We start from the raw sequence: 13188 nt of genomic DNA on the forward strand, positions 1-13188 counted from the left end.
TTCATCAACATGGTGTGTGTCAACTTTCCTGTGTGGGTGTTTCTGACGTGGGGGGTCTAGATCTTCACGGMGCCGGCGGTCATCCCCCCGATGAAGTAGCGCTGGAAGAAGAGGAAGAGAACGAGAACAGGAATGCACCCGAGAATGCTCATCGCCATCATCTCGTTCCATTCGTACGAGTGCTGGCCCATGAGGAGCTGGATGCCGATGGGCACCGTGCGCATGTCCTCGGTCCTGGTCAGCGTCAACGCGAACAGGAACTCGTTCCAGCAGATCATGAACGTGTACACGCCGACGGAGACGAGGCCCGGCACCGAGATGGGCATGAGAATGCGCCACAATGCGGTCAACGGACCGGCGCCATCCACCTTGACGGCCTCGTCCAGCTCTTTGGGCAGGGTATTGAAATACCCGGTCATCATGATGATCGCGTAGGGCAGCGTGAACACCATGTAGGTGAGGATCAGGCCCTGGTAGGTGTTGTAGAGCTTGAGCGCGACGACCAGCCCGAAGTACGGGATCAGGAGCGTGATCGGCGGCACGGCCTGGACCGAGACGACGACGACGTTGATCGTCTTCTTGCCCCAGAACTCGTACCGGCTGAACGCGTACGCCGCGTGCACCGCCACGACCAGCGACAGCGCGGTCACGGACAGGGCGATGACGTAGCTGTTGAAGAAGAACCGCAACTTGGTCGGGTCGGTGAGGATCGTCGTGTACGCGTCGAACGAGAAGCCCGGCGTGATGAGGCGCGGCGGAAACTCGAAGATCTCCGGGTTGGTCTTGAACGAGCTCGACAGCATCCACACCACGGGCAGCGCAGCGAAGCAGGCACCGAGGATCAGCGCGACGACGAGCGCGGCCCGCTGACCGGTCTTCTTGGGTGGTGTGCGCAGCGCCGGTGACTCGGACGTCAKGGGGCGGGTGGCCAGCGTGGTCATCTCAGTCCCTCGCCTTCTGGTGCCGCACGTAGAAGAACGCGAGGACCATCGACATGAGGAGCACGAGAACGGCGGAGGCGGAGGCGACCGAGAACTCGTACTCGGTGAACGCGAGCTTGTACGTGAAGGTCGACAGGACCTCGGTGGAGTTGATCGGCCCGCCGCCCGTGGTCATCCAGATCAGCGCGAACTGCTGCGTGGTCCAGATGAAGTCCAGGAGCGCCATCGAGATGATGATCGGCCGCAGCTGCGGGAGCGTGACGTTGCGGAACTGGGCGACGACGCCGGCGCCGTCGACCCGGGCGGCCTCGTAGAGGTCCTTCGGGATGCCCTGCAGGCCGGCCAGCAGCGAGATCATGAAGAACGGGTAGCCGGACCAGATGTTGATGAACGTGACCGCGGCCAGCGCCGTTGACGGGTTGGCCAGCCACTCCGTCGCGCCGTCGGTGATCCCGGCGGACCCGAGCAGGTAGTTCACGACGCCGTTCGGGCTGAGCAGCAGGCGCCACAGCACCGCGACGATCGCGACCGTGAACAGCCACGGCAGGATGTACAGCACCCGGAAGAACGCCTTGGTGCGGTCCTTCAGCAGCGGCGAGTTGAGCATCAGGGCGAACGCCAGGCCGATCGCGAAGTGCACGATCACCGACGAGATGGTGAACACCAGCGTGTTGCGCACCGCGGTGAAGAACACCGGGTCGGTCAGCACCTCGACGTAGTTGTCGAAGCCCACGAACGCGGGGTTCTTGTTGGTGATGACCCGGTCCAGCAGCGAGTAGCTGACGACCATGATGATCGGCGTGATCATCAGGATGATCAGCAGCACACCGGTCGGGCTGAGGAATCCGTAGGGCGTCAGCGTCCGCTTGATCCGGCCGATCGTGCGGGTCCGGGCGGAGTCTGCGCCGGGCGGCGGCGTGGACGGGACGGCCCGCGCCTCCGCGGGCGTGGTGGTCTGTGACATGGGCTCGCGACTCTCTCCTGGGGGTCGGGCCGCGCCGGTCGTGCCTCCGGCGCGGCCCGGGTTCCGGGCTGGTGGCCTAGAACTCCTCTTCCCACTTGGTCTGGGCCGCGGCGAGCGCGTCCTGCATCGACTGCTGACCGTCGAGCGCCTTCTGGAACTCCTCACCGAAGTCCCGCATGAGCTGCTCGGCGACGGGCAGGCCGGTGAACTCGTTCGCCGGGAACCCGGACTGGTAGATCTCGAACGCRGTGCCGAACAGCTCGTCCTCCTCGACGAAGTCGGGGACGGAGGTCGTGTTGCCCGGGAAGGCGTTGGCGATCGACGAGAGCTCGCTGTTGACGTCCTCGCTCATCAGGAACTCGACGAGCTTGAACGCCTCCTCCTTGTGCTCGGAGTTCTCGGCGATGCCGATGCCCCACGAGGCGTAGGGGATGCCGCGCTCGCCGGTGTACCCGTCCTCGGCCGGGATCGCCGAGATGCTGAACTTCAGGTCCGGGTTGGACTCACGGATGAGGTTCACGTGGGCCAGGGAGTCGATCATCATGCCGACCCGGCCGTTGCTGAACTCCTCGACCTTGTCCTGTTCCTTCATGGTGAAGGAGCCGGGCGCGATGACGCCGTCGTCCCACATCGCCTGGATGTAGTCCGTGGCGCTGGTGACGTCCTCGTTGTCGGTCAGCGCGGGCTGGCCGGCGTCGAGCATCGAGCCGCCGGACGCCCAGACCCAGGACATGACGTCGTTCTGGATGCCGTTGGGGGCCTCGAGCGACAGCGGGAGGATCCAGCCGTAGGTGTTGTCCGTGGTGATCTTGGCGGCCGCGTCCGCGAACTCGGTGCGCGTGGCGGGCGGCGCGGTGACCCCCGCTCCGGCGAGCAGGTCGTCGTTGGTGAACATCGGGTAGACGAAATTCACGACGGGGATCATGTACGTCTTGTCGTCGACCTTGACCTGGCTGGCCAGCTGCGACTCGTCGTAGCCCGCGTCGGTCATGACCGCGGACAGGTCGGTGATCGCACCCTGGTCGGCGAAGTCGCTGACCCAGGCGCCGTCGAGGCCGACGACGTCGGACATGGTCCCGGCGGCGGCGCCGGCGACGACCTGCTCCTTCGTCGAGGCGTAGGGGCCCGAGAGCAGGTCCACCGTGATGCCGGGGTTCTCCTCCTCGAACTGGTCCATCAGCGCGCGGAACGCACCGTCGGGGAGCTCGGGCTCCCACCACTGCGAGAACTCGAGGGTGACGTCGCCGCCCTCCCCGCCCGTCCCTCCGCTGTCGGAGTTCCCCCCACCTGAGCACGCCGCCAGTGCGAGCGATGCGACACCGGTGAGTGCAATGAAGCGTCCAACGTGAGCGCCCTTGCCCATGACTCTCCCCATCCTCAGATCCTGCCGCTTCGTGCGACTGTGTGCGCACTTTTGCGTGTTTCCGCCAAAGTAGACCCGCCCTTCTGCATCGTCAAGCGGTGCTTGCCGTCTGCAACGAACCCGTGACCTCGCCTCAGAGCCACCCAGCCCTGCGCTCCCGGCCTGCGAGATCACCCTCGCAGGCGTCTGAACTGGGCGAATGACCTGATTCGTCGGGTTCCCGGGAGTCAGCACCGATACGTCCGCACTCTGGTCGGATGCGTGCAACTTCTCGCACAAACCCGCAGCGATGTGGTTCAGTACTCCCATGTCTGCGACCACTGACGGCACCGCACGCCGCCTTCCCGCCGGGCGCAAGGCCGACCTGGCGGCCTACGTGGCCGAGCACGGGCAGGTGACCGTCGCGATCCTCGCCGAGCGGTTCGACGTCTCCCCCGACACCATCCGCCGCGACCTCGACGCCCTCGACGCCGACGGCGTCCTCATCCGCACGCACGGCGGCGCGATCAGCCCGCAGGCCGTGCCGCGGCCCGACACGGGCGTGGACGTCCGGCTCCGCATCCAGACGTCCGCCAAGGACCAGATCGGGGCTCTCGCGGCGGGCCTCGTGCGGGACGGCGCGTCACTCATGATCAACGCGGGCACCACGACGCTCGCCGTCGCCCGGCACCTGTCCGAGCATCGGGACCTCACCGTCGCGACGAACTCGCTGCGCATGCCGACGGAGATCAACCCGCTCGCGTTCCGCGACCTCTACGTGTTCGGTGGCGTCGTCCGGCTCAGCGCGCAGGGCACCATCGGCGCCGTCGCGTTCCCGACCGAGAACGGCTCCGACCGGGACATCCGCTGCGACCTGGCCCTCATCGGCGTCGGTGCCGTCAGCGCCGACGCCGGCTACTCGACGAGCAACCTCGGCGAGGCCGCGATGATGAGCGAGATGATGGACCGCTCCACCAAGGTCGCCGTCCTCGCCGACGCGACCAAGTTCGGCCGCCGCCTGTTCGCGCAGATCGCCGAGCTGGGCCGGGCGGACTACCTGGTGACGGACTCGGCCCCGCCACCGGACCTGGCCGCCGCGCTCGAGGCGGCAGGCGTCGAGGTGCTGCTCCCCGCGGCGTCCTAGGCGAACCGCACCGCGATGCCCGGGTAGTCGAGGATCAGCGCGGTGTCGTCGTACGTCAGGACGGCCTGGAAGCCGGCCTCCGACGTGTACGCGAAACGGTGCTCGTCCAGGCGGCGGTAGGTCTGGTCGAGGCGGCGCACGACGAGGTCGGCCGCCTGCACGTAGACCGCGGACGCGACGACGACCTCACCGACGGGCAGCGCCAGACGGTGCACCGGCAACGTGTTGGTGCAGGCCGACGCCTCGAGGTCGACGTCGACCAGCCCGTCCAGGTGCGGCGCCAGGACGCCGTCGACGGTCCAGCTGCCGGCGCCGTCCGAGAGCAGGACGGTGGTCCGCGGCCCGTCCACGGTGTCGGAGCGGACGCGGACCTCCCGCGTGACCCACCCGTCGAGGGCGATCTCGTAGGACACGGCGTGCGCGCGGCCGTCCTCGACCGCGGACGTGTGCCCGCGGATCCGGCCCGGGCCGAGGTAGACCACCTCGAACCCGTCGACCGCGTCGACGAACCGCCAGGCGGCGAACGGGGGAAGCATCCGGTCTCTCCTCGCAGGCGGCGTCGAACACCTGGCCGTTGCCGGGGAACCCGTGCAGGGCGGTCGCCCGGGGCGCCCCGGTGGCCCACCGCTCGTCGACCTCCGCCGGGTCGACGACGAGCCCGGGCCACCGCATCGGGATCCCCGCGGCGGCCGTCGGCCGTCGGCGGTCCATGACCTGCACGTGCAGGTGCGGCTCGGAGGTGTTGCCGGTGTTCCCGACCGCCGCGAGCCGCTGCCCGGTGACCACGCGGTCGCCCACGACGACGTCCGCCGAGCCCTGGCGCAGGTGGGCGTAGGCGGCGACGGTGCCGTCGTCGTGCTCGACGATCACGTGGTTGCCCAGGATGCGCGACACCCCGACGACCTCCCGGACCAGCCCTTCGATCGTCATCAACCACACGAGCGAGGGCCAGGTGTCTCGGCTGCGGTGGTCCCGCTGCCGGTCGGTCGCCGCGACCACGGTTCCCGCCGCCATCGCGAGGACCGGCTCGCCGAAGGACGGGTAGGACTCCGGCGCGCGAGTGCGGAAGGACCAGCCGATCGTCGTCGGGGCGCCCGGGGAGGGCTGCAGCAGGTCGACCGCGTACGCCTGCCCGTACGCCCTGACCCCGTGGCTCGGCACCGCCGACCCGGGGCTGTTCAGCGCCACCCACCGACCACGTACTGGCGGCGACAGGTCCACGGGCGGGTGCTGCGAGCGCGGTGGCCGCACCATGAGCAGCAGCAGCGGAGCCACCATGAGCGCCAGGCCCCTCACGAGCGGGATGTCGAGGACCAGGGTGGCGACGACCGCCAGGACGAGCAGTCGCACCCACCAGGTCTGCAGTGTCGCGATCGTGCGCTTCATCGTCTCGCTCCCGTCATGAGGACGAGCAGGGGGACGACGCGGGCGACCGGCACCTCGTACCGTCCGCCGCCGACCGCCCGCAGCCAGCCGGCCGCGACCAGCTGGCGCAGGTGGTGGTACACCTGCCCGCTCGTTCCCACACCCTCGGTGTCCAGCAGGTCGTTGGCGGTGCCGACACCGGACAGCACCCTGCCGAGCAGCCGCAGCCGCACGGGGTGACCGAGCGCGGCGAACGCATCGGCCTGGTCGGACCAGTCGCCGCCGAGCAGCTCGTCGGTCCCGGCAGCCTCCTGCCAGCGCGCGACCCGGCCGTCCGGGAGCGTCACGGCGCCGGTGAGCAGGACCGCGCCTGGCTCCCCCACCCGTTCCTGGAGCCCGGCGAGGGCCCAGAAGACCTCCGGATCCGGCACCGCCGCGCGTTCCACGGGCCGCTGGATCAGGTTCTCCAGGTCGGCGACGCGCTGCTCGAGCGCGGCGAGGCGGCTGTCGGTGGCCATTCGTCGATGATAACGGAATTACGGATTCTCGACATCCGTCGACCGGCGGGAGTTCGGACTAGCCGGGCCGTACCCCCGACCGTCGCAGGACCTCGTCCGCGTGCTTCAGCACCGGCCCGTCCACCAGCTTCCCGTCCCACCGGAACGCGCCGTGCTGTCCCACCGCCGCAGCGAGCACGCCGCGCGCCCACTCGACCTCCGCGTCCGTCGGCCGGTAGGCGGCGCGGACGACGTCCACCTGCGACGGGTGGATGCACGCGGTCGCCGCGAACCCGCTGGCCGCGGCGTCCGTCGCCTCGGCGGACAGCCCGTCGACGTCGCCGATGTCCAGGTACACGGCGTCGATCGCAGCCTTGCCGTGCGCACCCGCCGCCAGGAGGACGACGGACCGGGCGTGCACCGCGACGTCGCGGTACCCCCCGGAGGGACCTCGGCTGGACGTGCCACCCAGCGACGCGACCAGGTCCTCGGCGCCCCACATCAGCGCCACGACGTTCGGCTCGGCGGCGATCTGCGCAGCGTGCACGACGCCGGCGGCGGTCTCCACGAGGGCGACGACGTCGTAGCCCGCGAGCGCGCGGACGTCCTCGGCGGACCCGGTCTTGGCCAGCATCACGGTCCGGTACGGGGTCTGCGCGAGCGCCACCAGGTCGTCGCCGAGGTCGGGGACGGGGTTGACCCGCACGATAGTGCGCGCGGGGTCCAGGGGGACGGTGGACAGGAGGTGCCGCGCGGCGGCCTTCGCGTCGGGCGTGACGGCGTCCTCCAGGTCGAGGATGACCGCGTCCGCCCGGTCGGCCGCCTTCTGGTAGCGCTCGGGCCGGTCGGCGGGGCAGAACAGGAGCGCCGGCCCCATCGCGAGGCTGCTCACGGGGCGGCGTCCCGGCACCGGAACAGCACGGTGCGCGTGGCGACGGCCACGACGACGTCGTCCTGGTTGCGTCCGGTGTGCTCGAGCGTGACGACACCCTGCCCGGGCCTCGACGACGACAGCCGCTTGTCCAGCACGGTCGTCGACGAGTAGAGCGTGTCCCCGTGGAACAGCGGGTGCGGGAACCGGACGTCGGTGAACCCGAGGTTCGCGACGATCGTGCCCTGCGTGAGCTGCGCGACGGAGCTCCCGACGAGGACGGCCAGCGTCATCATCGAGTTCACCAGCCGCTGCCCGAACGGCTGCTCGGCCGACCACGCGGCGTCCAGGTGCAGGGCCTGCGGGTTCATGGTGAGCGTCGAGAACAGGACGTTGTCCGCCTCGGTCATGGTGCGCCCCGGCCGGTGCACGTAGCGCACGTCCGGCTCGAGCTCCTCGTAGTACAGCCCGCGCTGCTCGACCTCCCTCGTCATCGCGGGGCCCCGCTGAAGCCCAGCTCGCGCGCGATCACCATCAGCTGCACCTGCGTCGTCCCTTCGCCGATCTCCAGGATCTTCGAGTCGCGGTAGTGCCGTGCGACGGGGTTCTCGTTCATGACCCCGTACCCGCCGAAGATCTGCGTCGCGTCGCGCGCGTTGTCCATCGCCGCCTCGCTGCCGATGAGCTTGGCCAGGCTGGCCTCGAGCTTGAACGGCTGGCCCGCGACGAGCCGGTGGGCGGCGTCGAGCCAGGCGAGGCGGGCGGCGTGCACGCGGGCCTCCATGCGGGCGATCGTGAACGCGATGTGCTGGTTGTCGGCGATCGGGTGGCCGAACACGTTGYGGCTCTTCGCGTAGCGCATCGCCTCCTCCAGGCAGCCCTGGGCGGCTCCTGTGCAGAGCGCGGCGAACGCGACGCGGCCCTCGTCGAGCGTCTGGATGAACTGGGCGAACCCGCGCCCGCGGTCCCCGAGCAGGTTCTCCGCCGGCACCCGGACGTCCTCGAACCGCAGCGGGTGGGTGTCGGAGGTGTGCCAGCCGACCTTGTCGTAGGCGGGCAGGACGGTGAACCCGGGGGTGCCGCTGGGGACCAGGATCGCGGTGAGCTCCTTCTTGACCGACCCGTCGGCGCGGACGCTCTCCMCCGTCACCGCGGTGATGGTCACCAGCCTGGTGATCTTCGAGCCGGAGTTGGTGATGAACTGCTTGGTCCCGTCGATGACCCACTCGCCGCCGTCGAGCCGTGCGGTGGTCTTGGTCCCTGCGGCGTCCGACCCCGCATCGGCCTCCGTCAGCCCGAACCCGGCGAGCGCCTCGCCCCGCGCGAGCATCGGGATCCACTCCTGCTTCTGCGCCTCGGTGCCGCTGCGCCACACCGGCATCGCCCCGAGCCCGACCCCGGCCTCCAGCGTCACGGCGATCGACTGGTCGACCCGCGCCAGCTGCTCGACCGCCAGGCACAGGTCGACGTAGTCGCGGCCCTGCCCGCCGTACTCGACCGGGAACGGCAGACCGAACAGCCCCATCTCCCCCATCTGGGCGAGGATCTCGTACGGCAGCTCACGCTTCGTGTCGTACTCGTACGCGGCGGGAGCCACGACGGTGTCGGCGAAGTCGCGCACCTCGTCGCGGAGCTTCTGCTGCTCGGGGGTGAGGTCGTAGGTCATGCCGGGGTCCCTTCGTCGGGGTGGCCGGTGATGGTGGCCACCACGTGGTCGAGTGCCACCTGGTCGGTCGGTCGGACCGTGAGGGTGACGATGCCGTCGCTGGGCGCGACGACCCGGTGCTCCATCTTCATCGCCTCGATGGTGAGGAGGACCTGGCCGGCGACCACGCTGTCGCCGGTCCCCACCTCCACCGAGACGACCGTGCCGGGCATGGGGGAACGGACCTGCGGGTCGACGGGCCGCGTGCCGCGGGTGAGCGCGGCGAGCTCGTCGGCGAGGCGTTCGACGCGGGTGCGGAACCGGAGCTCGTACGCGGAACCCTGGTCGCCGACCCAGGTCGTCGACCCGTTCGACACCAGCCGCAGCGGGTGGACGACACCGTCGAGCTCGAGGTCGGCGGCGTCCGGTCCGCGGCGCACGAGCCGCGCCGGGACCGGGTCGCCGTCACCGACGGTCACCGTGTCGCCGAGCACGGCGACGTCCTCGTACCGGGTCGGTCGGGGTGCGCCGAGCCGCCAGCCGTCGGTCGCCCACGCGCCCGCGGAGACCTGGTGCCGCCACAGCGCCGCCGCGACGAGATGCACCGCGTCGGCCCGGTCATCCAGAAGACCTTGTCCTGTCTGGGAGGACGAAGTCTTCTGATTGTCGCGCAGTCGCCCGAGCAACCCCGTGTCGAGCCGCCCCGCACGCACGTCGGKGTCCGCGAGGATCTCTCGCAGGTAGGACACGTTGGTCCGGACGCCGAGAACGGTCGTGCGGGACAGGGCCGCGTCCAGCCGCGCGATCGCCGTCGCGCGGTCCAGCCCCCACGCGATCACCTTCGCCAGCATCGGGTCGTACGCCGACCCGATCTCCAGGCCCTCCCGCAGCGCGCTGTCGACGCGGATCCCGTCGCCGGTCGGCTCGTCGAGCACGTGCACGGTGCCGGCGGACGGCAGGAAGTCGCGCGAGGGGTCCTCCGCGTAGACGCGCGCCTCGACCGCGTGACCCGTCAGGACGACATCGTCCTGCCTCACGGTCAGCGGCTCCCCCGCGGCGACCCGCAGCTGCCACTCGACCAGGTCCAGCCCGGTGACCAGCTCGGTGACGGGGTGCTCCACCTGCAGCCGCGTGTTCATCTCCATGAAGAAGAAGTCCGTCGGCGCCTCGTCGGACACCAGGAACTCGACGGTCCCCGCGCCGACGTAGCCGACGCTGCGCGCGACGTCGCAGGCGGCTGCGCCGATGCGCGCGCGGGTCGGCTCGTCGAGCAGCGGCGACGGCGCCTCCTCGATGACCTTCTGGTGCCGACGCTGCAGCGAGCACTCGCGCTCGCCGAGGTGGATCACCGCGCCGTGCTCGTCGGCCAGCAGCTGCACCTCGATGTGCCGCGGGCTCCTGACCAGCCGCTCGAGCAGGAGCGTGTCGTCGCCGAACGCCGCCGCGGCGACCCGGCGGGCGCCGACGAGGGCGTCGGCCAGGTCCTGCGCCCGCTCGACGACCGTCATGCCCTTCCCGCCCCCACCCGCCGACGGCTTGACCAGCAGCGGGTACCCGACGCGGCCGGCGGCCGCGGCGTCGACCGTCGACGAGCCCGGGATCACCGGCACGCCCGCGGCGCTGACGTGCGCCTTGGCACGGATCTTGTCGCCCATGACCTCCAGCGCCTTGACGCCGGGGCCCACGAACACGATGCCCGCCGCCTCGCACGCCCGCGCGAGGTCCGCGTTCTCGGAGAGGAACCCGTAGCCGGGGTGGATCGCGTCGGCGCCCTGTGCCGCGGCCACGACGGACTCGATGGACAGGTAGTTGTCGATCCTGACCGCACGGTCGGCGCGCTCGACGTGCAGGGCGTCCCGGTCCGCGTCGGTGTAGACGGCGACGGCGCGGATCCCGAGCCGCTGGAGGGTCGCGATGACCCGGCAGGCGATCTCTCCCCGGTTGGCCACGAGCACGGTCCGGAACATCGCGCTCACATCCGGAAGAGCCCGAAGCGGGGCTCCGTCAGCGGGACGCGTCGGCAGACGTCGAGGGCCATCCCGAGCACGCGGCGCGTGTCGGCGGGGTCGATGATCCCGTCGTCCCACAGCCGCGCGGTCGAGTAGTACGGGCTGCCCTGCGTCTCGTACTGCTCGCGCAGCGGCGCCTTGAAGGCCTCCTCGTCCTCGGCGGACCACTCGTCACCGAGCTGCTCACGCCGGATGGTCGCCAGCACGGCCGACGCCTGCGGTCCGCCCATGACGGAGATCCGGCTCGCGGGCCACATCCACAGGAACCGCGGGGAGTAGGCCCGCCCGCACATGGAGTAGTTGCCGGCGCCGAACGAGCCGCCGATGACGACGGTCAGCTTGGGCACGCGCGTCGTCGCGACGGCGGTGACCATCTTGGCGCCGTGCTTCGCGATGCCGCCGGCCTCGTAGTCCTTGCCGACCATGAAGCCGTTCACGTTCTGCAGGAACACCAGCGGGATGCCGCGCTGGTCGCACAGCTCGATGAAGTGGGCACCCTTGAGCGCGGACTCGCTGAACAGCACGCCGTTGTTGGCGACGATCCCGACGGGGTGCCCGTGCAGGCGCGCGAACCCGGTCACCAGCGTGGTGCCGTACTCGCGCTTGAACTCGTGCAGCTCGGAGCCGTCGACCAGCCGCGCGATGACCTCGCGCACGTCGTACGCGGTCTGCAGGTCGGTGGGCACCACGCCGTAGAGCTCGCCCTCGTCGACCTTGGGGGGTCGGCTCGGCTCGGTGGTCCATGCCCGGTGGGTGGGGACGGGCAGGGTCGCGACGATGTCCCGCACGATCTGCAGCGCGTGCGCGTCGTTCTCCGCCAGGTGGTCGGTGACGCCCGAGGTCCGCGAGTGCAGCTCCCCACCGCCGAGGTCCTCCGCGGTCACCACCTCACCGGTCGCCGCCTTCACCAGCGGCGGGCCGGCCAGGAAGATCGTGCCCTGGCCGCGCACGATCACGGTCTCGTCGCTCATCGCCGGCACGTACGCACCGCCCGCGGTGCACGAGCCCATCACGCACGCGACCTGCGGGATCCCCTCCGCGGACATCCGCGCCTGGTTGTAGAAGATCCGGCCGAAGTGGTCGCGGTCCGGGAACACCTCGTCCTGCTTCGGCAGGAACGCGCCGCCGGAGTCGACGAGGTAGAGGCAGGGCAGCCGGTTCTCGAGCGCGATCTCCTGCGCCCGCAGGTGCTTCTTGACCGTGAGCGGGTAGTAGGTGCCGCCCTTCACGGTCGCGTCGTTGGACAGGACCATGACGTGCCGGCCGTGCACGAGCCCGATCCCCGCGATGACTCCCGCGCCGGGCGCGTCGCCGTCGTAGAGGCCGTCGGCGGCCAGCGGAGCGACCTCCAGGAACGGGCTGCCCTCGTCGAGGAGCACGTCGATCCGCTCGCGCGGGAGCAGCTTGCCGCGGGCGACGTGCCGGTCGCGCGAGCGCTGCGGTCCACCCTGCGCCGCGGTCCGGAGCCGGTCGCGCAGCTCCGCGACGAGGGCGCGCTGGGACGCGTCGTTCGCTGCGAACGTGGTCCCGGCAGGGTCGGCTGCCGTGCTGAGCATCTCCATCGACGCTGTCTCCGCGGGGGTGGTGGGAGAGACGAACTGAGTTAGCGATCGCTAACTGAAATGAGGCTAGTCTGCGATCACGTCGTTGTCCACGACAACCCGCCCGTCGACGAGAGCAGGAGCCGATGCCCGACCAGCTCGACGCCGCACCGGCACCGCTCACCGCCCGCGTGCGCGCCAAGGCCGAGCGCCGTGACGCGCTGCTCTCGTCGGCCGCTCAGCTGTTCGCCGGCCGCGGCTTCGACGGCGTCTCGATCGAGGACCTGGGCTCGTCGGTCGGTGTCAGCGGGCCCGCGGTCTACCGCCACTTCCCCAGCAAGCAGGCCGTGCTGGCGGCGTTGCTCGTCGGGGTGAGCGAGGGGCTGCTCGCGGGCGGCCGCGCGGTGGTCGCCTCCGCCGACGACGACGCGTCCGCCCTCTCGGCGCTCGTGCGGTTCCACGTCGACTTCGCCCTGCGCGACCCCGACGTCATCCGCGTGCAGGACCGCGACCTGGCCGCCCTGTCCCCGCAGGACCGCGAGTCGGTCCGTGACCTGCAGCGTCGCTACATCGACCTGTGGGTCGACGTCCTCGCCCGGCTCAGCCCGACGACCGACCGTGCCGAGCTCCGCCTGCGCGCCCAGGCGACGTTCGGTCTGCTCAACTCGACCCCGCACAGCGTCCGCGCGGTGACCCCGACCCGCACCCGAGCGCTGCTGGAGGAGATGGCCCTGGCGGCCCTGACCGTGACCAAGCCCTGACGGCCGCGCTCGTCTGCGCCGGCGCGGCCTGGGCGGTCACCCACCCCGTCCCGTACCCGGCGCGGCGTGGTCGCGTCACGACGAGCAGTGCAGCGACGGCCGCCGTGC

The 13188-nt window shown here is 70.8% G+C and carries 12 protein-coding genes and 1 pseudogene; 2 read left to right on the plus strand and 11 right to left on the minus strand.

Translation table 11 applies throughout. The features are described from left to right. Positions 1-56: 56 nt before the first annotated feature. The 3 genes from ACXJKF_RS13815 to ACXJKF_RS13825 all read right to left on the minus strand — a co-directional run bounded on the left by ACXJKF_RS13815 (position 57) and on the right by ACXJKF_RS13825 (position 3280). Positions 57-941 carry a carbohydrate ABC transporter permease gene (locus tag ACXJKF_RS13815; RefSeq protein WP_456788279.1) on the minus strand — a complete coding sequence of 295 codons (885 nt, stop codon included), beginning with the start codon at positions 939-941 and terminating at the stop codon, positions 57-59. A 1-nt stretch (position 942) separates the two neighbouring features. Continuing rightward, positions 943-1905 (minus strand): carbohydrate ABC transporter permease, encoded by a 963-nt coding sequence (locus ACXJKF_RS13820; protein WP_456788280.1) that lies wholly within the window; start codon positions 1903-1905, stop codon positions 943-945. A gap of 76 nt (positions 1906-1981) precedes the next feature. Beyond that, entirely contained in the window at positions 1982-3280 is a 1299-nt protein-coding gene (locus tag ACXJKF_RS13825) for an ABC transporter substrate-binding protein (RefSeq protein ID WP_456788281.1), read from the minus strand. Between the two features lie 295 nt (positions 3281-3575). Between ACXJKF_RS13825 and ACXJKF_RS13830 the strand changes: the two genes are divergently transcribed. Beyond that, positions 3576-4391: a DeoR/GlpR family DNA-binding transcription regulator gene (locus ACXJKF_RS13830; RefSeq protein WP_456788282.1), complete on the plus strand. Its 816-nt coding sequence runs from the start codon at positions 3576-3578 to the stop codon at positions 4389-4391. Here the strand turns inward: ACXJKF_RS13830 and ACXJKF_RS13835 are convergent. The 8 genes and pseudogenes from ACXJKF_RS13835 to ACXJKF_RS13870 all read right to left on the minus strand — a co-directional run bounded on the left by ACXJKF_RS13835 (position 4388) and on the right by ACXJKF_RS13870 (position 12340). Continuing rightward, positions 4388-4927: a putative glycolipid-binding domain-containing protein gene (locus ACXJKF_RS13835; RefSeq protein WP_456788283.1), complete on the minus strand. Its 540-nt coding sequence runs from the start codon at positions 4925-4927 to the stop codon at positions 4388-4390. The two genes, ACXJKF_RS13830 and ACXJKF_RS13835, sit on opposite strands and share 4 nt — an antisense overlap. Before the next feature lie 169 nt (positions 4928-5096). Next, positions 5097-5777, minus strand: a pseudogene (locus ACXJKF_RS13840) (M23 family metallopeptidase); the annotation flags it as partial. Continuing rightward, positions 5774-6274: a winged helix-turn-helix domain-containing protein gene (locus ACXJKF_RS13845; RefSeq protein ID WP_456788284.1), complete on the minus strand. Its 501-nt coding sequence runs from the start codon at positions 6272-6274 to the stop codon at positions 5774-5776. The gene ACXJKF_RS13845 and the pseudogene ACXJKF_RS13840, both read right to left, overlap by 4 nt. A 58-nt stretch (positions 6275-6332) precedes the next feature. Next, complete coding sequence (locus ACXJKF_RS13850) at positions 6333-7130, minus strand: HpcH/HpaI aldolase/citrate lyase family protein (RefSeq protein ID WP_456788355.1); 798 nt, start codon at positions 7128-7130, stop codon at positions 6333-6335. An 11-nt stretch (positions 7131-7141) separates the two neighbouring features. After that, positions 7142-7618 (minus strand): MaoC family dehydratase, encoded by a 477-nt coding sequence (locus ACXJKF_RS13855; RefSeq protein ID WP_456788286.1) that lies wholly within the window; start codon positions 7616-7618, stop codon positions 7142-7144. Further along, positions 7615-8790, minus strand: coding sequence for an acyl-CoA dehydrogenase family protein (locus ACXJKF_RS13860; protein ID WP_456788287.1), 1176 nt, complete (start codon positions 8788-8790; stop codon positions 7615-7617). Before ACXJKF_RS13860 ends, ACXJKF_RS13855 begins: the two co-directional genes overlap by 4 nt. Next, a complete protein-coding gene (locus ACXJKF_RS13865; protein ID WP_456788288.1) occupies positions 8787-10736 on the minus strand; it encodes an ATP-binding protein in 1950 nt (649 codons plus the stop codon). The genes ACXJKF_RS13860 and ACXJKF_RS13865 overlap by 4 nt, the downstream gene beginning before the upstream one ends. Before the next feature lie 5 nt (positions 10737-10741). Next, positions 10742-12340: a carboxyl transferase domain-containing protein gene (locus ACXJKF_RS13870; protein ID WP_456788289.1), complete on the minus strand. Its 1599-nt coding sequence runs from the start codon at positions 12338-12340 to the stop codon at positions 10742-10744. Between the two features lie 125 nt (positions 12341-12465). Between ACXJKF_RS13870 and ACXJKF_RS13875 the strand changes: the two genes are divergently transcribed. Further along, the gene (locus ACXJKF_RS13875) at positions 12466-13080 is read left to right on the plus strand and encodes an SACE_7040 family transcriptional regulator (protein WP_456788290.1); all 615 of its coding nucleotides are present in this window, start codon (positions 12466-12468) and stop codon (positions 13078-13080) included. Positions 13081-13188: the final 108 nt, after the last annotated feature.

The organism is Cellulomonas sp. P5_C5 (assembly GCF_054049655.1).

Excerpts from the sequence above, each read along its gene's own strand:
- ACXJKF_RS13820 (WP_456788280.1), bottom strand. The coding sequence starts at position 1,905 with ATGTCACAGACCACCACGCCCGCGGAGGCGCGGGCCGTCCCGTCCACG.
- ACXJKF_RS13830 (WP_456788282.1), top strand. The coding sequence starts at position 3,576 with ATGTCTGCGACCACTGACGGCACCGCACGCCGCCTTCCCGCCGGGCGC.
- ACXJKF_RS13835 (WP_456788283.1), bottom strand. The coding sequence starts at position 4,927 with ATGCTTCCCCCGTTCGCCGCCTGGCGGTTCGTCGACGCGGTCGACGGG.
- ACXJKF_RS13845 (WP_456788284.1), bottom strand. The coding sequence starts at position 6,274 with ATGGCCACCGACAGCCGCCTCGCCGCGCTCGAGCAGCGCGTCGCCGAC.
- ACXJKF_RS13850 (WP_456788355.1), bottom strand. The coding sequence starts at position 7,130 with ATGGGGCCGGCGCTCCTGTTCTGCCCCGCCGACCGGCCCGAGCGCTAC.
- ACXJKF_RS13855 (WP_456788286.1), bottom strand. The coding sequence starts at position 7,618 with ATGACGAGGGAGGTCGAGCAGCGCGGGCTGTACTACGAGGAGCTCGAG.
- ACXJKF_RS13870 (WP_456788289.1), bottom strand. The coding sequence starts at position 12,340 with ATGGAGATGCTCAGCACGGCAGCCGACCCTGCCGGGACCACGTTCGCA.
- ACXJKF_RS13875 (WP_456788290.1), top strand. The coding sequence starts at position 12,466 with ATGCCCGACCAGCTCGACGCCGCACCGGCACCGCTCACCGCCCGCGTG.